General features: G+C 62.0%; 18 protein-coding genes. 9 read left to right on the forward strand and 9 right to left on the reverse strand.

Annotated features, from left to right (window positions below):
• The first annotated feature begins 37 nt into the window (after positions 1-37).
• The 3 genes from J2Z31_RS17820 to J2Z31_RS17830 all read left to right on the forward strand — a co-directional run bounded on the left by J2Z31_RS17820 (position 38) and on the right by J2Z31_RS17830 (position 5,268).
• Positions 38-1,816: an SLC13 family permease gene (locus J2Z31_RS17820; protein WP_209602900.1), complete on the forward strand. Its 1,779-nt coding sequence runs from the start codon at positions 38-40 to the stop codon at positions 1,814-1,816.
• 93 nt (positions 1,817-1,909) lie between these two features.
• On the forward strand, positions 1,910-2,470 hold the full coding sequence (locus J2Z31_RS17825; protein WP_209602901.1) for a DUF924 family protein: 561 nt from the start codon (positions 1,910-1,912) through the stop codon (positions 2,468-2,470).
• A gap of 251 nt (positions 2,471-2,721) precedes the next feature.
• Positions 2,722-5,268 (forward strand): mechanosensitive ion channel family protein, encoded by a 2,547-nt coding sequence (locus J2Z31_RS17830; protein ID WP_209602903.1) that lies wholly within the window; start codon positions 2,722-2,724, stop codon positions 5,266-5,268.
• A gap of 92 nt (positions 5,269-5,360) precedes the next feature.
• Here J2Z31_RS17830 and J2Z31_RS17835 read toward each other — a convergent pair whose 3' ends face one another.
• A complete protein-coding gene (locus J2Z31_RS17835; protein ID WP_209602905.1) occupies positions 5,361-5,996 on the reverse strand; it encodes a TerC family protein in 636 nt (211 codons plus the stop codon).
• A 326-nt stretch (positions 5,997-6,322) separates the two neighbouring features.
• On the opposite strand from J2Z31_RS17835, the gene J2Z31_RS17840 reads away from it, so the two are divergent.
• Entirely contained in the window at positions 6,323-6,586 is a 264-nt protein-coding gene (locus tag J2Z31_RS17840; RefSeq protein WP_209602907.1) for a hypothetical protein, read from the forward strand.
• A 161-nt stretch (positions 6,587-6,747) separates the two neighbouring features.
• On the opposite strand, the gene J2Z31_RS17845 is transcribed toward J2Z31_RS17840, so the two are convergent.
• From J2Z31_RS17845 to J2Z31_RS17865, 5 genes are all read right to left on the reverse strand, one after another.
• The gene (locus J2Z31_RS17845) at positions 6,748-7,167 is read right to left on the reverse strand and encodes a CBS domain-containing protein (protein ID WP_209602908.1); all 420 of its coding nucleotides are present in this window, start codon (positions 7,165-7,167) and stop codon (positions 6,748-6,750) included.
• Between the two features lie 118 nt (positions 7,168-7,285).
• Entirely contained in the window at positions 7,286-7,945 is a 660-nt protein-coding gene (locus tag J2Z31_RS17850; protein ID WP_209602914.1) for a dihydrofolate reductase family protein, read from the reverse strand.
• A gap of 93 nt (positions 7,946-8,038) precedes the next feature.
• On the reverse strand, positions 8,039-8,449 hold the full coding sequence (locus J2Z31_RS17855) for a GFA family protein (RefSeq protein ID WP_209602920.1): 411 nt from the start codon (positions 8,447-8,449) through the stop codon (positions 8,039-8,041).
• A gap of 35 nt (positions 8,450-8,484) precedes the next feature.
• Entirely contained in the window at positions 8,485-9,894 is a 1,410-nt protein-coding gene (locus J2Z31_RS17860) for an adenylate/guanylate cyclase domain-containing protein (RefSeq protein ID WP_209602922.1), read from the reverse strand.
• 52 nt (positions 9,895-9,946) lie between these two features.
• Positions 9,947-10,750, reverse strand: coding sequence for a potassium channel family protein (locus tag J2Z31_RS17865; protein ID WP_209603004.1), 804 nt, complete (start codon positions 10,748-10,750; stop codon positions 9,947-9,949).
• A 119-nt stretch (positions 10,751-10,869) separates the two neighbouring features.
• Here J2Z31_RS17865 and J2Z31_RS17870 point away from each other — a divergent pair, with 119 nt between their 5' ends.
• Both J2Z31_RS17870 and J2Z31_RS17875 read left to right on the forward strand, forming a co-directional pair.
• The gene (locus J2Z31_RS17870) at positions 10,870-11,703 is read left to right on the forward strand and encodes a response regulator (protein ID WP_209602924.1); all 834 of its coding nucleotides are present in this window, start codon (positions 10,870-10,872) and stop codon (positions 11,701-11,703) included.
• A gap of 272 nt (positions 11,704-11,975) precedes the next feature.
• On the forward strand, positions 11,976-13,307 hold the full coding sequence (locus tag J2Z31_RS17875) for a GGDEF domain-containing response regulator (protein WP_209602926.1): 1,332 nt from the start codon (positions 11,976-11,978) through the stop codon (positions 13,305-13,307).
• A gap of 200 nt (positions 13,308-13,507) precedes the next feature.
• Here J2Z31_RS17875 and J2Z31_RS17880 read toward each other — a convergent pair whose 3' ends face one another.
• Positions 13,508-14,512 (reverse strand): GlxA family transcriptional regulator, encoded by a 1,005-nt coding sequence (locus tag J2Z31_RS17880; RefSeq protein ID WP_209602928.1) that lies wholly within the window; start codon positions 14,510-14,512, stop codon positions 13,508-13,510.
• A 158-nt stretch (positions 14,513-14,670) separates the two neighbouring features.
• On the opposite strand from J2Z31_RS17880, the gene J2Z31_RS17885 reads away from it, so the two are divergent.
• The 3 genes from J2Z31_RS17885 to dmeF all read left to right on the forward strand — a co-directional run bounded on the left by J2Z31_RS17885 (position 14,671) and on the right by dmeF (position 16,263).
• Positions 14,671-14,910: a hypothetical protein gene (locus J2Z31_RS17885; RefSeq protein WP_209602930.1), complete on the forward strand. Its 240-nt coding sequence runs from the start codon at positions 14,671-14,673 to the stop codon at positions 14,908-14,910.
• An 85-nt stretch (positions 14,911-14,995) separates the two neighbouring features.
• The gene (locus J2Z31_RS17890) at positions 14,996-15,268 is read left to right on the forward strand and encodes a metal/formaldehyde-sensitive transcriptional repressor (RefSeq protein WP_209602932.1); all 273 of its coding nucleotides are present in this window, start codon (positions 14,996-14,998) and stop codon (positions 15,266-15,268) included.
• Positions 15,265-16,263, forward strand: coding sequence for a CDF family Co(II)/Ni(II) efflux transporter DmeF (gene dmeF, locus J2Z31_RS17895; RefSeq protein WP_209602936.1), 999 nt, complete (start codon positions 15,265-15,267; stop codon positions 16,261-16,263). The genes J2Z31_RS17890 and dmeF overlap by 4 nt, the downstream gene beginning before the upstream one ends.
• A 6-nt stretch (positions 16,264-16,269) precedes the next feature.
• Here the strand turns inward: dmeF and J2Z31_RS17900 are convergent, their stop codons facing one another.
• On the reverse strand, positions 16,270-17,142 hold the full coding sequence (locus J2Z31_RS17900) for a Hint domain-containing protein (RefSeq protein WP_209602938.1): 873 nt from the start codon (positions 17,140-17,142) through the stop codon (positions 16,270-16,272).
• A 295-nt stretch (positions 17,143-17,437) separates the two neighbouring features.
• Positions 17,438-19,414, reverse strand: a 1,977-nt coding sequence (locus J2Z31_RS17905) for a cadherin-like domain-containing protein (RefSeq protein ID WP_209602941.1), incomplete at its 5' end; no start/stop codon positions are given.

Genomic DNA, 19,414 nt, shown 5'->3' on the forward strand with positions numbered 1-19,414 from the left:
CCACTGTCCGACCCCGCGCTGATCCAGGTATCCGTCCATGACCGCCGAACAACTGCTTTCATTTCTCGTCATCGGCGTCATGATGGTGTTCTTCATATGGGACCGGTTCCGCTACGACATCGTCGCCTGCTCGGCGCTGATGCTTGCGATCGCCGTCGGCGTCGTGCCCTTCGACAACGCCTTCGACGGCTTCAGCGACGATATCGTCATCATCGTCGGCAGCGCCCTCATCGTCAGCGCAGGCGTCGCCCGCTCCGGCATCGTCGACGCGGCGATCCAGCGCTTCCTGCCGGATCTCCAGTCCGTGCGGGCGCAGCTGGCACTGCTCGTCGTCACCGTCACCGTGCTTTCCGCCTTCATCAAGAATATCGGCGCGCTCGCGATCATGATCCCGGTGGCGTTTCAGTTTGCCCGCCGATCGAAGGTGCAGCCGTCGGTCTTCCTGATGCCGATGGCCTTCGGCTCGCTGATCGGCGGGCTGATGACGCAGGTCGGCACGTCGCCGAATGTCGTGGTCTCGCGGATGCGGGAGCAACTGACGGGCGAGAGTTTCTCGATGTTCGACTTCACCCCGGTCGGCGCCTCCCTTGCCCTCGTCGGTGCCGGCTTCCTCCTGTTTGCCTATCGCCTGGTGCCGGAGCGCAAGAGCCAGCAGGTCGCCATGCACAATGCAATCGAGATCACCGATTACACGGCCGAGGCCGTCGCGACGTCCGGCTCGCCGGCGATCGGCAAGCCGGTGAGCAATCTCGTCAAGATCGGCGACGGCGGCGCGGTGGTGATCGCGATCTTCCGTCGCGGCACGCATCTGGCGCCGTTGCCGGACGTGGTGATCGAGCCCGACGATATCCTGCTGCTCGAAGGCGGCCCGGCTGCGCTCGATCGCATCGTCTCGCAGGCGAAGCTGAAGATCGCCCGGGACCGACTGCCGCCGACGGGCGGCGACAAGGGTCGCGCGGAGATCGAGGCCATCGAAGCGGTGATCGCCAGCGGCTCCCCACTCATCGGCATGTCCGCGGAGCGGCTGGCGCTCTTCAACAATCACAACATCAACCTGCTTGCGGTAAGCCGGCAGGGCGAGCGGCTGAAGCAGCGGCTTGGCAGCATCAGACTGCAGGCCGGCGACATCGTCGTGCTGCAGGGCGCGCGCGAGGAGTTGCCGCCCTTCCTCCAGGACTTCGGATGCCTGCCGCTTGCGCAACGCGAGATCCTGCTCGGCACGATCCGGCGCGGTACCCTGCCGCTCGTCGTGCTCGCCCTGGCGATGGGCACCACCGCCGTCGGCCTGTTGCCGGTGCAGATCGCCTTCTTCGCTGCGGCCCTCGCGATGGTGATCTTTCGCGTCATTCCCCTGCGGGACGTCTATCGGGCGGTCGACGGCCCGATCCTCGTGATGCTGGCTGCGCTCATTCCCGTCAGCGACTCGCTCAGAACGACGGGCGGTTCGGACCTGATCGCCGGCTGGCTCAGCAGCATTGCGGTCGGCTTGCCGCCGGCGGGCGCGCTGACGCTCATGCTGGTGGCGGCGATGGCGGTCACGCCCTTTCTCAACAATGCCGCAACCGTGCTCGTCATGGCGCCGATCGCCACGAGCTTTGCGGCGGCGCTCGATTACAGGCCGGACGCCTTCCTGATGGCGGTCGCGATCGGCGCCGGCTCGGATTTCCTCACCCCGATCGGCCACCAGTGCAACACGCTGGTCATGGGTCCCGGCGGCTACCGCTTCAGCGACTATCCGCGTCTCGGCCTGCCGCTCTCGATCGTCATGATTCTCGTGGCGGTGCCGATGCTGATGTGGGTCTGGCCGTTGCGTTAGCGGCGCCCTTTCTCAGCGACCTTCGTTGCCGGTGGAAAACCGCGTCGTCAGAGCCTATCTGATCGCGAGCGCGATCGCGATGGAGGAAGATGCATGGTTGACGGGAGCGTGATCTCAACACCGGAAGACGTGTTGAAGTTCTGGTTCGGCGAGCTTTCCTACGAGCACTGGTTCACCCCGAGCGCCGATCTCGACGGAGAATGCGTGCGGCGCTTCCAGGCCACGCATCTGGCGCTCTCGCGGAAGCTCGACGAGCTCTGGCGCGCGAGCCCCGAGAACCAGCTTGCGGCCATCATTCTCTTCGACCAGATGCCGCGCAACATGTATCGCGGATCGCCGCTCGCCTTCGCCACGGACGGGCTGGCCTTACGCGAGGCGAAGCTTGCCGTCGGCGCAAGCGCCGACCTGGCGGTCTCGACGGAATGGCGCGCCTTCTTCTACTTGCCGTTCGAGCATTCCGAGAACCTTGCCGACCAGACGATGTCGGTGAAGCTCTTCACCGAGCTCGGCGACGCCAACTATCTCGATTATGCCATCCGCCATCGCGAGGTGATCGAACGGTTCGGCCGCTTTCCGCACCGCAATGCCATTCTCGGGCGGCAATCGACGCCGGACGAGGAGGTCTATCTCGCGGAGCCGGGCGCCGGGTTCTGATGTCTCCTTAAATTGACCCTGATCTAAGGAAAAAGACGTGCAACAAAGTGCTACAGCGATTTTTGCGCGTCTGATAAGACGCGCGGCGCCGTACTGCATGTCTCCTTAAATCGACCTCGATTTAAGGACAAGACGTGCAGCGATTCAAAGGCGCTACAGCGACCTTTGCGCGTCTGATAAGACGCGCGGCGCTGTAGTGATCGCTTGTTTGGCGATTCCACCCCGAAAGATCCGGATTGCGAAGGATATCGATGCGTTCCGCTGGAATTTTCACCGCCACCTTGATTGCGATATCGCTTGCTGCCCTGACGCTCGTGGGCGGAGGGGCAGCCATGGCCCAGCAGGCGGCCCAACCCCAGCAGCCGGCCCAAGCCCAGCAGCCGGCTACGCCATCGCCCGCAACGCCACCCCCCACGCCGCAAACACAGCCGGAGGCGAAGGCCGAGAAGGGCGCTTCGCCGGCGCTCCAGCAGGCGGAGGATCAGCTTGCCCAGACTGAGCGGGAGCTCAAGCGGATCGCCGACCGCGTCGACAGCGCCCGGGAGGACGACACCCTCCTTGCCGAGCTCAGGGTGGAGGTCGACGCACTGTCCAAGCAGATCATCGCAACTTCGGTTGCGACGCGGCCGCGGCTGGAGGAGATCAAAACCAGGCTTGCAGAACTCGGAGAGCCTCCGGCCGACGACCAGCCGCCGGAAGAAGCGATCGTCACCGAGGAGCGAAAGCGCCTGGTTGCCGAGCGTGGAGCGATCAACGCGCTTGCGGCGAGAGCGGAAAGCCTGGCGGTCGAGGCGACGAAGCTCGCCAACCGCATTACCTCTACCCGGCGAGCGCTTTTCTCGAACACGCTGCTGAGGCACACGGATGTTTCCGCGGAGATGCTCAGCGAAGCGCTGTCCACCACGGTCGACGAAAGCAAGGCATTATGGCGCAGCGTCGGGAGCTGGCTGACTTTCGCCTGGAATTACAAGCGCCTACCGCTTCTGAGCGCAATCTTCCTCTCCCTCTGTGCAGCGCTGCTCTTCCTGGTTGGCAGCTACAGGCTGTTCTCGCCGGTCATCATGCGCCGCGAGGACGATGATGAGCCGACCTATTTCCGGCAGCTTTCGGTGGCGTTCTGGTCGACGCTGATCCCGACACTGGCACTGACGGCCTTTGCCGGTTCGAGCTATTTCTTTCTCAGCAGCTTCAACGTCTTGCGCCCGGACATCGCGCCGATCATCGCGGTGACGCTCGGGATGGGCGTCGCTCTCTTCTTCGTCACCAGCCTTGCCAATTCCGTGCTCTCGCCCGAGCAGTCGAAATGGCGCCTCGTGCGGGTCTCGGATCGCGGCGCGCGCATGCTGCTCGCACCGATCTTCGCCATGGCGCTCGTCAACGGCCTCGACTACCTGCTCGGCAGCATCAGCGAAGCGCTCGGCTCGCCGGTGGTGCTGACGGTCGCCAAGAGCTTCCTCGCCTCGATCATCATCGGCCTGATCCTGATGTCGATGGCCCTAATCCGGCCGACGCTGAGGCCAAACGAGACCTTCGATGCACCCGGCCGGCCATGGCCACGGGTCATCTCCGTGTCACTGCTCCTGTTGGGGGCGGGCCTCATCGCCATTGCGCTTTCCGGTTATGTGGGCCTCAGTCGCTTCATCGCCACCCAGATCATCGTCACCGGGGCAATCCTCGTGATGATCTATATCGGCATTCTCACCGGCCGATCGGTTTCCAAGCAGGGAGCCTTTGCCGAAACCATGGCGGGGCAGTATCTCGAGCGGCGTTTCCAGTTCGAACAGGTGGCGCTCGACCAGATCGGGCTCCTGGCGGGCCTCGGCATCTATGCCCTCGTCCTTCTCTTCTTCATTCCGCTGATACTCCTGCAATGGGGCTTCCAGATCGCCGACATCGAGGCGTGGGTCTACAGGGCGGTGACCGACATCAAGATCGGGACGATCACGATCTCGCTGGCGGGGATCCTCGCCGGCGTGCTCCTCTTCGCGTTCGGCTATTTGGTGACGCGATGGACGCAGCGGTGGATCGACGGCAATGTCATGGCGCGCAGCCGCGTCGATGCAGGCGTGCGCAATTCCATCCGCACCGGCATTGGCTATGTCGGCGTCGGCCTGGCAGGCCTCTTCGGCCTGTCGGCGGCGGGGATCGACCTCTCGAGCCTGGCGCTCGTCGCCGGTGCCCTTTCGCTCGGCGTCGGTTTCGGCCTGCAGAACATCGTCTCGAACTTCGTCTCCGGCCTGATCCTGCTCGTCGAGCGTCCCTTCAAGGTGGGCGACTGGATCGTCAGCGGGACGACGGAGGGCTTCGTCCGGCGCATTTCCGTCCGTGCGACCGAAATCGAAACCTTCCAGCACCAGTCGATCATGATGCCGAACTCGCTGCTCATCAACGCTTCGGTCGGCAATTGGACGCACCGCAACAGGCTCGGCCGATCCGAGATCGCGGTCACCGTCACCTATGCGAGCGATCCGCGGCGGGTGATCGAACTTTTGCAGGAAATCGCGATCTCGCATCCGATGGTGTTGAAGAACCCGGGCCCAAGTGTCGTCTTCACCGCCTTCGCGGACGAGCGCATGACCTTCGAGCTGCGCATCTATGTCGCCGATGTGTTGACTGCGAACGGAGTGCGCAACGACATAAGGATTGCGATTTACGAGCGCTTTCGCGACGAGGGAATAGGCGCGCCGTTTCCGATGAAGATCGAGGATGTTACGCCCGAGGATGTTACGCCCGAGGAGGCGGCTGCTCCGGAGGCGGTGTCGCCCGTCTCCGGGCAGCGCCAACATGAGCGGACGTAAACCACTCGCATGTCTCCTTGACCTTTCATCAAGGAGACATGCAGCAATTCAGTCCGCGGGCCGCGCGGGATGTCCCGGATGCACGGGAACCCTCAGTGCCCGGCCAGCGCCATCGCCACCGGGGCTATGTGGGGCCACACTTCCAAGGCACCGCGATAGATCATGTCGAGGGCGACGTAGAGGATGATCGCCAGACCGACATAGGCGATCCAGTGGTAGCGGCTGAGCAGGCGGGCGATGTAGTTCGCCGCGACCCCCATCAGGCCGATCGACAGCATCAGGCCGAAGACGAGGACGGATGTGTGCTCCCGGGCCGCACCGGCGACGGCGAGGACGTTATCGAGCGACATCGAGATGTCGGCAATCACGATCTGGCTCGCGGCTTGCGCGAAAGTCTTTTTCGGTGCGGTCTCCGGATCCAACCCGACTACATCGCTGTGGCCTCCGGTGCGGATCTCGCGCCACATTTTCCAGCAGACCCAAAGCAGGAGGATGCCGCCGGCAAGCAGCAGCCCGATAATGGCAAGAAGCTGAACCGTGAAGGTTGCAAGCACGATGCGAAGCCCGGTCGCGGCAAGAATGCCGATGAGAATGGCCTTCTTGCGCTGCTCGAGCGGCAGACCTGCCGCGGCGAGACCGATGACAACGGCGTTGTCCCCGGCAAGTACGAGGTCGATGACGATGACCTGCATCAGGGCCGCGAATCCGGCCGATGTGAAAATTTCCATAAAGTGCCCCCGCAATGCAGCAATTCAAAGCGCCACAGCGACGTTGCGCTGCTGATCGGGTAGCGCTGTGGAGACGTCGAGTAACGTCCCAAACGCATAGTCCGCGCAGGCGGGCCGGATCAAGTGGCCTTCATGTCCCGGGTAGAGATATCTGCCGGAATGAATGGCCCGGACGTGGGGTCGGCGTCTTTCCTGAGTGCACGACAGCGCCGCCCGTCTCTCATGCGTATGGCGCACTTGAATTGCTGCATGTCTTTGTCGTTAAATCGAAGTTGCGGTGGAAGAGGCGACCGAAGGGGGCTGCGCGTTTTGGCGCTGGGGGGCAAATGAAGACACTTACTGCTGCCGTGCTTCTGTGCGCGGTCATTGGCGGTGCCGCGCATGCGGCGACCGTTACCAATCGCGATGGCGACACGGCCATGCTCGTGATCGTGGAGGGGCAAAGCCGGATCGATGTTGCGCTCGCTTCGGGCGCAACGGAAACGATCTGCCCGATGGGCTGTTTCGTGACCCTGCCGAGCGGCGACCGCATCGGCCTTCAGGGCGACGAGACGGTCGAGATCGTCAACGGCTCTTTCGTCTTCAAATAGTCGGCGTCATGCGGGCGCTACAGCGCCGCCGTGTCTTATCAGACGCGCAAAGATCGCTGTAGCACTTTCAACTGCTGCACGTCTTTCTCCTTAAAATCGAGGTCGATTCAAGGAGACATGCAGTAAGCCGCCCGCATGGTCGCGGCAGGGCGGGGTAAGGGTCAGGCGTGGTGGGCGCTGACTGCCTTTACCAATTCGCCGGTCAGTTCCTGGCTGCTGCAGTGGGAAATATCGCCCAGCGACAGCATGCCGACCATCCGCTTGTCCTCATTGATCACCGGCAACCGACGAATCCGTTTCGCCTCCATCAGGTGGATGGCGTCTTCGACGGATTCGGTGGTGCGGCAATAAATGATGTCCTTCGTCATGACATCGCGGGCGGTCAGCGACTCGATGTCGTCGCCATTGGCGAGCGCACGCACCGTGACGTCGCGGTCCGTCACCATGCCGATCAAGCGGTCGTTCTCGCCGACCGGCAGCGCGCCGACATCCTCTTCCTTCATGATGCGCGCAATGGTACGCAAGTCCGTTTCCGGCCCGATCCAACGAACGCCGGGATGCATGGCTTCTTCGGTTCTCATCATACCCTCCATTGTCAGCTGGACCCCCATTATACGCCAGGAATCATGGCTAATCGGAGGTATTTGCGCTTGTGAGGGAAATCCCTCGACCGAAGGCCGTGCGTGCCCAAGGGTTCGGTCAGGTCAGCTTTCTTCGCCGCTCCAGTTCCGCTTCGGTCGGCTGTTCGAACTCGAACGAGCCGGTCTCGACCTCGCCGGCAACGACGTATTTGTTGACCGTCACACCGGATCCGGACACGTTCGAACTGACGAGTTTCAGCGCCATCGGTCTCGCGCCGTCGCCGAACAGCCTCTTGCCCTTTGCGAGCACGAGCGGAAAAAATGAGACATACATTTCATCGACAAGGTCGTTCTTGAAAAGCGTCTGCAGGAAGTCGGTCGAGCCTTGGGTCAGGAGATCCGGTCCTTCCTCGCCTTTCAGTTTTCGAAGCGTGTCAACGACGTCGGCGCCGAGCGTTCGGCTGTTTTGCCAGGTGAGCTTCAGATCCGGGTTGCGCGTCGCAACATATTTGGTGATGCGGTCGAAGAGCGGCCCAATCGGATCGTCGGCGCCGACATAGGGCCAATGGGCCGCAAAGATGTCGTAGGTCTTTCTGCCAAGCAGCAGGTCGAACGGTCTCGCAAACATCTCGTCCACTGCCTGCCCCATCGCTTCGTCGAAATAGGGGGCGGCCCAGCCGCCATATTGGAAACCGCCTATCGGGTCTTCGTGCGGCCCGCCCGGCGCCTGCATGATTCCGTCGAGGCTTGCAAATGCACCAACGATGATCTTTCTCATGGCCCTCTATCCTTGCTTGTCCTGCGCTACATCTAGGACGGCCGGCGGCGGGGAACACCGACAGCGCTGAAGAATTTTTCGGCGTGTAGGGCCTCAGGCAGTTGGATCCTTTTCGTATGTCCTCGTCCCCGGCGGCAGTCGGACCCAGGAATGCCTCCGGCAGTCATAAACAGAATCTTGCGGCGGCGGAAAGTCCGGGTCGGCGATGGCGCCGACGGCGACGGCCACGGATGATTGTTCGTAGCCTTCTTCCGTATGGAACAGGTTCGTCCCGCAGAATGGGCAGAAGCGAAACCGGAATTTTGCCCCCTGGTCGCCAGTCCGCACATATTCGGTCGCTGTGCCGGAGACGCGATAGGGCGTGGCAAAGCTGGCGAGCGCTGCAAACACACTGCCGGTGCGGCGCTGGCAGGCGAGGCAATGGCAAAGACCGATGCCCCGCGGATCGCCCTGAACTTCGATACTCAGCTGACCGCAGGAACAGAAGGCTGTTCGAGTAGGCATGTCGCACCTCACGGGATGTTTCGTGCTCTGCGACGTCACGGAATGGCGAAGATGCTGATCTCGTTGGTGATGCCCCGCAACGTCACATTGTGGGCCATTGGGCTCAAGCCACGGTCGGAGAGCAGGCTGGCGGCGCGCGGATCGCCGAGCACCGAGCCGGTGGCGAAAATCTCGCGCGAGGTGGCGAGATGCTGGACGCGCGAGGCGATGTTGACGGTCTGACCGAAATAATCCTGACGCTCATTCAGGTTGACCGCGATGCACGGCCCTTCATGGATGCCGATCTTCAGGAGCAGATCCTCGCTGCCGCGCTCCTCATTGAGGCTGCGCATCGCTTCGCGCATCCGCATCGCCGCGGCCAGCGCCCGATCCGGCGTCGGAAAGGTCGCCATCACCGCATCGCCGATCGTCTTGACGACGGCGCCAGCCTCCGCCGCAACGATCTCGTTCAGCACCGTGAAATGCGCCCGCACGAGGTCGAAGGCGGCCAGGTCGCCGACACGCTCATAGAGCTCGGTCGAGCCGCGCAGATCGGTAAAGAGGAAAGTAAGGCTGGTGATCTTCAGCCGCTGGTCCACATCGAGCGTGTCGGTGCGGTAGATGTCACGGAAAGTCTGGTTGGACAGGAGCCGCTTTGCCGTGAGGAATGCCCGCCGACGGCCCAGCAGCGCATGCAGCGCCTCGTCGGCAATGCAGACCGAGGGCAGCGTGCGCACCTCGGTGTGGTTTTCCACCTGTATCCTGAGCGGCCCCGGCTGCAGGGCCAGCGTCTCGGCATGCCGGTGTGAGCGGTCGAAGACGAGCGACAGGTTTCGCCGGTCCTTTGTCGGTTCGCCGCTGACATCGAGGAACTGCGCCGCATGCGTCACCGGCTCGAAGACGATGACGAACTTAGCCGGAAGCTGCAACGAGATCACCGCCTTCTCGCCTGGCGGTAATTCGAGCGCCTCGATCAGGAAAGCATCGACCTTCTCTTCGAAATCCTCCTCCGGCAGATCGATGCCGGAGCCCCAGTACATCTGGCGGAAATACTCGGTGACCGGCAATTCGTGCGGATTGTGGGCCGAGATATGGCGCACCCGTGGGCTCACCGTGAAGGTCACCTCAACCATTTCATCGAGCGTCGGCTCGTAGCCGGCGGCGCAGAGCGCGCAGCTATATTCGGTGCTCTGCACCGTCTTCAGCGAGGTGTTGGCATCGAGCACCCCGCCGCAGCCGGGGCACAGCACGTTCCAGGAAAGTTCGAAAATGCCGAGCCGCGAGGCCTGCAGGAAGCCCGCAATCGTGTCTTCCTCATCGAGACCCTCTGTCCCCGCAAAGGCGAGCGCATTGATGCGGCAGAGCTTCCGATCCGGAGCATTCCGGACGAGCCGCTCCAACGCCTCGACGACCTCCGGCCGCACGGACTGGCGCAGCACCTCAAATTGAGTTTGAGCTTCTCCCATGGCGATATCCTATACGGAATTTGCGGCTGGGTCAGCGGAATTGCTGCCATCCTCAATCGCCTTCGTCAGGGATGTTGAGGAGGTGACCGCAGGCCTTGCAGTGTACGGCGTCGACATCGTGCCGCTGCAATCCGCATTCCGGACAGGGGAAGTTCACCTTGTACGGACGAACGATCGCTTGGGCGAGCCTGACGAAAAGCGAAATCCCGACGATCATCGTCACCACCGAGGTCAGTTTGCCGAGCGCGCCCGGGAGCGTGATATCACCGAAGCCGGTCGTGGTGATCGTGGCCACGGTGAAGTAGAGAGCATCGACGAACCCCGCGCCGCCGTCGCGCCCGTAGAAGAAGGTCGTGTAGATGAAGCCCGTTACCATGAACAGAAAGACGAGGAAGTTCAGGCAGGCGCGGAAAACGTCGTGAACATGCGTCCACCCGAAGCGGCGCAGGATTTCGCAAAACAGCGGACTGCTCCCGATCGCCCAGATGCGCATGGCCCTGAGGAAGGCGAAGTTGAACAGGAGATCCGGAAACAGCAATGTGGCAAGGATGACCAGGTCGACCCAGGTCATGGGCCTTTTGATGAAGGTCCGAACCGAAGGCGCCGCGACAGCTCGGGCGACCAATTCGCCGCCGATCCAGGCAGCGATCGTGTAGTCGATGATGAGGTATGTTGGGCCGGTCCGGAGATAGGGGCCCAAGATGAAGAAGGCCAAAATGCTGAGGTCGATGATCGCCAGCAGCGCCTGCCAGCGCAGTGCCCACGGATCGCGCCCGTGTTCAATGCGCCGGATGGCGACTTTCAGTGTTCGCAGGTTTGCGGGGGCGAGCCATGGCCGCTGCTCGGTCGTGTCCATGATGCGTGAAATAGGCTTCCGAGAATGGCGGTCAAGCGGCGCCACGCGTCCCATTAACACCCCCTAAATTCTTCCCCCCTACGATGCTTTCGGGGAACACACTTTGTTAAAGGCGATCAATGTCATTCTTCGGCATTTCCGGAATGTATTATTCCGGGCAATCTCTTGGCGAGCACCGGATCGTGCTTGCCGAGGACTCCAATCTTTTTTCCTCCATGGTTTCGAAGCGGCTGAAGGAGCTGTTCGATATCGACGTGATCGTCTGCCGGGACTATGACGATCTGCAGTTCGCCGTCGAGAATGCCTCCTTTCCACCGGTGCTTGCCATTTCCAACATCAATTTGCCGCAGGCGGAAAACGGCGAGGCGCTCAACTATCTGCTCGAAATGAGCGTGCCGACGATCGTCTTTACCGGCACGTTCCAGGAGAAGACGCGCGAGTCGATTCTAGCGAAGGACATTGTCGATTATGTCATCAAGGACAGCGTCTTTGCCGTCGACATGCTGGCGGAATCGGTCTGCCGATTCCTGACCAACCAGAAGCACCACGTGCTGATCGTCGACGACAGCCCGACGGCGCGGGCCTTATTGACCACGCAGTTGAAGCGCTACAATTTCCGCACGAGCGCCGCCGAAAGTGGGGCCGCCGCACTCGACATCCTTGAGAAAAATCCGGACATCGCTCTCGTCATCACCGACTATAACATGCCGGATATCGACGGCTTCGAACTGACGCGCCGTATCCGCGCTTCCCGAGGCCCGCACCAGTTACGCATCATCGGGGTTTCGTCGTCGACAAACCGGCTGCTTTCCGCGCGCTTCCTCAAGGCCGGCGGCAATGACTTCGTCGTGCGCCCCTTCGTCAACGAGGAGTTCTATTGTCGCGTCAACCAGAACCTCGACACGCTGACCAAGATCAGGACCTTGAACGAGAAGGTGAAGGTTCCGGCCTGAACCCTCTAGTGGGAAATCTAGCTGTCGGTTGATTTGTTAACGAAATTGCAACCGTGAGGTTGTTCAATCGAGCGCACAGCGAGGGGGATATTTCGGTGATGCTTCCTGCCGAAGGTCGGCTTCGGTCAGGGGGGTGGCCGGGTGCATCTGTTCCATCGAGAGCGTCCACCCGCAAGCGGGGAGAAGGTCTCGGGGTGGAGAGAGGCAAAGCAGATGGAGCGCGATGGGAGCGGTCGCGCTTGTCGCTGTAGAGGGGTGGGGGTGCAGAGATTGTGAGATTGCGCCGCGCGTCGAGACGGGCGAGTCATGTTCAGAAGCACCGCGACAAGCGACTGCTGCTCATCGAGGATTCGCGAATGTTCGCCACGGCCCTGAAATACGGGCTGGAGCTGACGCACGGCATCAACATCACCCATTGCGCCTCACTCGAAGCGGCAAAGGCGGAAATCGCCGCGACCTTAGAGCCGGCGTTCTCGCTCTCCGTTCTTGATCTCAACCTGCCGGACGCGCCGAATTGCGAGGCGCTGGACTTCATCCTTGCAAACAGGATGCCGGCAATCGTCTTCACCGCGGCCTTCAACGACGGCACCCGCGACGAGATCCTGGAGAGAGGCGTCGTCGACTGTATCATCAAGAACGAGCCGGGATCGATCGACCGGTTGCTTGCGGCCGTCGATCGGGCCCTCACGCACGGCCTGACGACGGTGCTGCTCGTCGATGCCAGCAATGACTCACGGCAGGAGCTTGCGGGCATCCTCCGCCGACACAGATTTTCCGTGATCGAGGCGGTCGATGCAGTCGAGGCGCTGCGGCTGCTCGACCAGGGTGAGACGATCGATGTTGTCGTCGCCGACACGAATCTTGCTGACATGCCGGCCGCCGTGCTGCTCAAAGAGATCCGCCAACGTCAAGGCGAGGATTGTGTACCGCTCATTGGTTTCTGCGACCACGGAGACGCGCGGCTGGCGGCGCGGTTCATCGAAGCCGGCGGCGCGGATTTCATCCGCAGGCCCTTTCTCGAAGCGGAGTTTTGCTGCCGCATCCGACATGCCGCCTCGCTGCAGCAACGGATCCAGACCCTCAAGCGCGCCGCGGCAAACGATTATCTGACCGAGATCTTCAACCGCCGCCACTTCTTCCTCACAGGTCCGCGGCTCGTGGATCAGTGTTTGCGGCGCGGTGAGGGAACGTCGGTCGCCGTTCTCGACATCGATCATTTCAAACGGCTCAACGATACCTATGGCCACGAGATCGGCGACGTCGTGCTGAAGCATGTGGCGCGGCGGCTGAAGGTGCTCGTCGGCGAAGAGCACCTGCTTGCCCGCCTCGGCGGCGAGGAGTTCGGCATTCTCTTCGATGGGCTGGATGTCCGCCAGGCCTACGCGTTCTGTGAACGGATGCGGATTGAGCTCGCAAAGTCGAAGATCGTCGTTGACGACGAGGACCTGACGATCACCGTCTCGATCGGCCTGGCGACGATCGAAGCGCCCGAGTCATTCGAAAACTACCTGCACGCCGCCGACCAGTTCCTTTACATGGCGAAACATGCCGGGCGGAACCGGGTCATGTCGGAACTCGCCCTCCTCGATGCACTCGCATCGTAGCTACGGCACCCCTGCGCAAACTGCGAGCCTTGCCCGACGCATGACAGCCCCGGTCAGATCAGTCATCTCCCGTCGTTGGTAGCGGCCGGGCGCCGCGCTGCAGCGCGCAAAATAATGCAATCACTCAATATGAGCGGCGATCTCTCCAGAAAAGACCGCCGTAGGGCTTCGCCCCGCTACCCACCTGCAAGATCCAGGGGTTACCGCACCATCTGTAGCGTCAGCTTGCGCTCGGCGCGTTCCTGCTGCGGCGACCGGTTGTAGAGTTCGCGATAGCACTTGGAGAAATGCGAGGCGGAGACGAAGCCGCATGCGACGGCCACTTCCACCACCGGCATCGACGACTGGATCAAAAGGTGACGGGCGCGGTCGAGCCGGATTTCCAGGTAGTAGCGCGCCGGCGAACGGCCCATTTCCTGCCGGAAAAGCCGTTCGATCTGGCGACGCGAAAGATCGGCATTCTCGGCGATCTCGAGAAGCGATAGCGGCTCGGCGAGGTTGCTCTCCATGAGCTCGATGATCGATAGGACCTTGGAATTCTGCACACCGAGTCGGGCCCTGAGCGGCAGGCGCTGGCGGTCATGCGGTCCGCGCACCCGGTCGGTCAGTGCCTGTTCGCAGACGCGATTGACGAGATTTTCGCCGAAATCCTGATCGATCAGGTTCAGCATCATGTCCAGCGAGGCGGTGCCGCCGGCGCAGGTATAGATGTTGCTGTCGATCTCGTAGAGGTCGGCATAAACCTCCGCCTGCGGAAAGTTCTCCGAAAAGCCGGGCAGGTTCTCCCAGTGTATCGCGCAACGCTTGCCGGTGAGCAGGCCGGCGGAGGCCAGCACATGAGCGCCGGTACAGAGGCTGCCGACCGCGACGCCGCGGTTATAGACCTCGCGCAGCCACGCGTTTACCGATTTGTTCTGAAACTCCTCCACATAGACGCCCGAACAGACCAGTACCATCGAAGGGCGGTTTTCGCCGGCGAGTGCCTTGCGTTCGTCGGCAAGCGAGGTGTTGACCTCAAGGGCTATCCCCGCGGAGGAGTAGACCTTCTGGCCATCGGTCGAGGCGAGGCGCCACGTATAGGCCTCGTAGCCGAGCATCCGGTTGGCAATGCGCAGCGTTTCTATCGCCGCCGAAAAGGGCAGCATGGAAAAGTTCGGCACCAGGAAGAAGACGAGCGAACGCTTTTTGGTCAGGGGCTTGTTCATGAGGCTTTCCCATGCTGGTCGAGGTGTCTATTCGTCGCTTGAAATATAGCAAGCGGCTTGTCGTTTTGCGACATCCGCATCGGCGGCCGCGACTCCGAGACATTTCGCATTGCGACATCGGGATAAAATCGGCCGTCCTGGCAAATTAAGGGTGCTATGTGAAAAACGACATCCGGGTGGTGCAGGCGCCGCAATCGGGCCAAAATAAAGCTGTGATTGCCGGTCGAGGGACGCGCGAAATGGTTGCAAACATTCCCCATAGCGACGTGCAAACACAGCCCCTGGTGATGTCGGTTTCTGACAAGGCGGGCGTTCAAGCGTTTACGGACGCCGAGCATTTCCGGGGGGCTTACGGCCAAGCGGCGCTGCTTGGCCCTTGCGACGGGCACAAGCATTAGGGAGGAGGGGCGGTGTGCGCGCAGATAGATAAGACAAACGGTCAGTGTTTGCATTCCGCTCGCGGATAGGGTAGGGTCCTATCCCATGTCACACACGATCAGAAACAAGGCGACGCTGATTGCCCGTGTCCGGCGCCTCAAGGGACAGATGGAAGCGATCGAGCGCGCGCTCGAAGCCGACGAGCCCTGCGGCGACGTTCTCAATCTCGTGGCGTCCGTGCGCGGCGCGGTGCACGGACTGACGGTCGAATTGATCGAAGATCATATACTCGAACACGTCGCCGGCGCCGAAACGGATCGCCAGCGCGAAAAGGGCGCCGCCGAACTGGTCGAAGTCGTCAGGAGATACATGAAATGAGCGGAGCCCATTCGTCCCAAACCGGAGTGCTCGGCCACGATCACGTGTTTCTGGGCGACCGCCATCGCCGCAACGAGCAGCGCACCTGGCTCGTCATCGCACTGACGACCGTGACGATGGTCGCGGAAATTGCCGCGGGTACCTTCTACGGATCGATGGCGCTGGTCGCCGACGGGTGGCACATGTCCACCCATGCCGCCGCCATGCTGATCGCCGCGCTCGCCTATCTCTTTGCGCGCCGCAACGCCAATAATCGCCGCTTCACCTTCGGCACCGGCAAGCTCGGCGATCTCGGCGGCTTCGCAAGTGCCATCACGCTCGCCCTGATTGCGCTGCTCATAGGTTGGGAAAGCCTGGTGCGGCTCGCAAACCCGATCGAGATCAGCTTCCCGCAGGCGATAACCGTCGCCGTTATCGGGCTTGTCGTCAATCTCGCCTGCGCCTGGCTGCTCAGGGACGATCACGCGCATCACCACGGTCACGGTCACGGTCACAGTCACGGCCACGGTCACAGTCACGTTCACGATCATGCCGATCACGGCCATCGCGAGCATAAGACGAGCCGGGGTCGCGACAACAATCTGCGCGCCGCCTACCTGCACGTCCTTGCTGACGCGCTCACCTCCGTTCTTGCAATCTTCGCCCTGGCCGTCGGAAGCCTCAACGGCTGGCTATGGCTCGACCCGCTGATGGGGATCGTGGGTGCGCTGGTGATCGCCCGCTGGTCCTTGGGACTGATCCGCGATACAGGCGGCGTGCTCCTCGACTACGCCCCGGAGGGCGAGGACCTGCCTGAGGAAATTCGCGCCGTCATCGAGGCGAATGGCGACCGCATCGTCGACCTGCATGTGTGGCAACTCGGCCCCGGCCATCATGGCGCCATCATCTCGCTGGTCTCGGAAACGCCGCAGAGCCCGTCGCTCTACCACCGCAAGCTCGCGCAAATCCGCGAGCTCTCTCATGTGACGATCGAAGTCGAGCCTCTCGCAGCGTGAGCGCTTTCAGCGCTGTACGCTGGTGGTTTCGCCTGCCCGCAACAGCTCTTCTCCCCGCACTGCTATGCGGCTCCAGGCGACATCGAGCGGTGATCCGATCCGGTCGGGGCGACCGGTCGCCAGATGCAGAAGCGCCTTCAGGTGCCCCCGACCGCCATACCCGACATAAGGGGCACAAGGGATCATGGTCGCACATCGATCGGCTGGATAAAGGCGCGCAAATTCGCCGAAATTGGTAAAAGCCTCGTAATTGCCGCGTTCGAGGAGACTGCTTTCGACCGGTGCACCTTCCGCCAACAGTACGTCATGCGAGTCCAGCATGATGTGAAAATACTCGAGCGTGTCCTGACCGACGGGCGGCACCGGCGCAATGGTGGTGCCGTTAACAAGGTCCTGAGCTCTCACGAGCATGCCGTCGATGAAAATGGCGTGTCGAGCGCTGAGATAAAGGTCCTTCTTCGGGGTGCGATCATCCAGTGCGAAACGAGCAATTCGTATCGGGACTACAGCCTTGCTCCAGTGCCGGCCCGTTCGCCGGTAGATGTGGTGACCGATCCATTTGATCGGCATCGCTTTGCCCGACAGCGTTTTCACCAGATCACCGACGCGGAGATCCTCAATGCGGACGTCGCCACACGGCGTCATGATCGCCGTGCCGCGGAGCAGGCACATCGGATCGTGCTTGCCGCGGCCGTAGCCATGGCCCAGACCAGGATGGCGAGGATTCCACCATGGTCTCCCGCCCGCTTGCCCAACCGATGGGAAAGCCGCAGCGATGATCGATCCTGCGGCGGCAATCCGGACGCCTGCCGACGCAGCCAAGCCAAGAAAATGACGCCGCGCGAGACTGACTTTCGGGCGTTGATTTCTCTCGGTCATCTTCGTTTTTCTCCAATCCTTCAAGGTAGATCGATCTATTCTGCGTGAGATCGGTGAAGGCGGGAACTTCCGACTTCGGTGCTCTTCATACGCCTTCGATATCGGCCCTAACCTAAAAGTAGGAGGCGAGTTCATGCCTGGCGGATATACCGAGGCGTGCTGAAAGCAAGAAGGGCATTCCCTTTGGGGTATGCCCTTCAGAGTTTAATTGCGCGGTCAATGACAGACGATGGCATTGGCGGGCGCGGTCATTGCTCCGTATTGAGAATTCACCGTACCTTCGCTCGACCCGACGCTACACAAGCAAGAAATCATTGGCATTGAAGGCGCCGAGATTGCCGAGCAGCGTGAGATTGTCGAGTTCCGCGACAAGCACCGCACCGCCGGCGGCGCTCGGGTTTGGATCGTAGTAGACCGCCGCGTTGCCGAGATCCGAATTTTGGAACACGAATAACGCCCCGGCGGAAATATTGCCGTAACTGTCGATCGTGCTCTGAACTGTCGCGCTGGTGACGCTGGCATCCGTTTTCACGGCGATCTCGGTGCCGGCGACATTGATCGTTGCGTCGCCCCCTTTCCTGAAAACGAAGTTCGCATCATTGTTGCCGACCGAGAATTCGCTGGCTCCGGTCCCCCCATCAAAGCGCAACGTGTCTACGGTGGTGGAACTCGTGCCCGGATCGAAATCGGTGACGTGGTTTGTAGCCGCTGCAAAGTTACGGATGATAAACGCGTCGCTGCCAGCTCCACCGGTGAGAACGTTGTTGCCTGCGCCCGCATCAAGGTTGTCATCGCCGTCGCTGCCGACGAATATGTCGTTTCCTTGCGTTCCGGTAAGCGTCAGGTTCGCAATAAGGGTATCGTCGTGCCCTTTTGCATCGATGTAAGAGTAGTTGTAACTCGATGAGCCGAGATCGATCTCATTTTTTCCGTCGTTTGCCGTCGCGGAGGGTGTTTGTATCGTCAACTGGGCAATCGACGTGTGTCCCTGTCCGTCGCTGACCGTGTACGACAGGGTGGCCGCTTGTTTCGCATTGCCCGTGCTCACGTTGAAACCCGTGATCGTCCCGCCGGCAGTCACCGGGGTGATCGTCCAACCGCTCGGCAGCGAGCCGATGATGCTCGACGCAGCAATTGAAAGAGCGTCTCCATCAGCGTCCGTGTCATTGTTGAGCAGCCATGCCGCCGAGAGGAAAACGGACGTTCCAGTGGAAATGACGATGACATCATCGTTTACCACCGGAGCCGCGTTGGCCGGCGCGCTGACCGTGATAGCCACGGTTTCTATGTCAGAAAGCAGGCCGTCAGAAGTTGCCACGGTCAGCGTGTCGGCGCCGCTGTAATTGGCATTGCTGAGATAACTCAGCGCGGCCAGCGTGGCATTGACCTGCCCGAGCGTTCCGCTGATCGTCACGGTGCTGGTGCCGTTGTTGCCCACCGTCACACCGCCGCCCGTTCCGACAGTCAGCTTGCCGTTGGAGACAGAGAGAGTTGTGGTGACAATACTGCTGTCCACGTCGGCCACAGAAATACCGCTGATCGCGGTCGCGCTGTTCGAACCGACGGTCTGGGAGCCCGGCACCGTGTTGACCGGCGCGTCGTTGACGGGCGTGATGTCGAGGCTAGCCGAACCGGCGACGCTGCCGCCCTGGCCGTCGGCGATGGTGTAGCTGAAGGTCACCGCGGTGTCGTCGTTGGCGGCCGGCGTGTAGCTCCAGCTGCCGTCGCCGTTGTCGGTGAGCGTGCCGGTGCCGGTGGCGATCGCCAGGTTTGTCGCCGTCAGGCCGTCGCCGTCGACGTCGGCGGCATTGGCCAAGAGCTCGGCCTGGGTGATCAGGCGCGCGCCGCTGTCCTCGGCGACCGAAGCCAGCGTCACCGGTGCCGTCGTCGGATCGTCGTTGACCGGGGTGAGGTCGAGGCTGGCCGAACCGGCGGCGCTGCCGCCCTGGCCGTCGGCGATGGTGTAGCTGAAGGTCACCGCGGTGTCGTCGTTGGCGGCCGGCGTGAAGGTCCAGGTGCCATTGCCGTTGTCGACCAGCGCACCGTTGCCCACGGCGATCTCAAGGTCCGACGCCGTCAGGCTGTCGCCGTCGATGTCGGCGGCATTGGCCAAGAGCTCGGCCTGGGTGATCAGGCGCGCGCCACTGTCCTCGGCGATCGAAGCCAGCGTCACCTGCGCCGTCGTCGGATCGTCGTTGACCGGGGTGAGGTCGAGGCTGGCCGAACCGGCGGCGCTGCCGCCCTGGCCGTCGGCGATGGTGTAGCTGAAGGT

This window comes from Sinorhizobium kostiense, from assembly GCF_017874595.1.
Lineage (GTDB): Bacteria > Pseudomonadota > Alphaproteobacteria > Rhizobiales > Rhizobiaceae > Sinorhizobium > Sinorhizobium kostiense.

What these genes read in the sequence shown, in the direction of transcription:
- J2Z31_RS17870 (WP_209602924.1), top strand. Translation starts at nt 10,870, where the DNA reads ATGTCATTCTTCGGCATTTCCGGAATGTATTATTCCGGGCAATCTCTT.
- J2Z31_RS17835 (WP_209602905.1), bottom strand. Translation starts at nt 5,996, where the DNA reads ATGGAAATTTTCACATCGGCCGGATTCGCGGCCCTGATGCAGGTCATC.
- dmeF (WP_209602936.1), top strand. Translation starts at nt 15,265, where the DNA reads ATGAGCGGAGCCCATTCGTCCCAAACCGGAGTGCTCGGCCACGATCAC.
- J2Z31_RS17860 (WP_209602922.1), bottom strand. Translation starts at nt 9,894, where the DNA reads ATGGGAGAAGCTCAAACTCAATTTGAGGTGCTGCGCCAGTCCGTGCGG.
- J2Z31_RS17855 (WP_209602920.1), bottom strand. Translation starts at nt 8,449, where the DNA reads ATGCCTACTCGAACAGCCTTCTGTTCCTGCGGTCAGCTGAGTATCGAA.
- J2Z31_RS17830 (WP_209602903.1), top strand. Translation starts at nt 2,722, where the DNA reads ATGCGTTCCGCTGGAATTTTCACCGCCACCTTGATTGCGATATCGCTT.
- J2Z31_RS17825 (WP_209602901.1), top strand. Translation starts at nt 1,910, where the DNA reads ATGGTTGACGGGAGCGTGATCTCAACACCGGAAGACGTGTTGAAGTTC.
- J2Z31_RS17865 (WP_209603004.1), bottom strand. Translation starts at nt 10,750, where the DNA reads ATGGACACGACCGAGCAGCGGCCATGGCTCGCCCCCGCAAACCTGCGA.
- J2Z31_RS17900 (WP_209602938.1), bottom strand. Translation starts at nt 17,142, where the DNA reads ATGACCGAGAGAAATCAACGCCCGAAAGTCAGTCTCGCGCGGCGTCAT.
- J2Z31_RS17840 (WP_209602907.1), top strand. Translation starts at nt 6,323, where the DNA reads ATGAAGACACTTACTGCTGCCGTGCTTCTGTGCGCGGTCATTGGCGGT.
- J2Z31_RS17845 (WP_209602908.1), bottom strand. Translation starts at nt 7,167, where the DNA reads ATGAGAACCGAAGAAGCCATGCATCCCGGCGTTCGTTGGATCGGGCCG.
- J2Z31_RS17880 (WP_209602928.1), bottom strand. Translation starts at nt 14,512, where the DNA reads ATGAACAAGCCCCTGACCAAAAAGCGTTCGCTCGTCTTCTTCCTGGTG.
- J2Z31_RS17850 (WP_209602914.1), bottom strand. Translation starts at nt 7,945, where the DNA reads ATGAGAAAGATCATCGTTGGTGCATTTGCAAGCCTCGACGGAATCATG.
- J2Z31_RS17820 (WP_209602900.1), top strand. Translation starts at nt 38, where the DNA reads ATGACCGCCGAACAACTGCTTTCATTTCTCGTCATCGGCGTCATGATG.
- J2Z31_RS17890 (WP_209602932.1), top strand. Translation starts at nt 14,996, where the DNA reads ATGTCACACACGATCAGAAACAAGGCGACGCTGATTGCCCGTGTCCGG.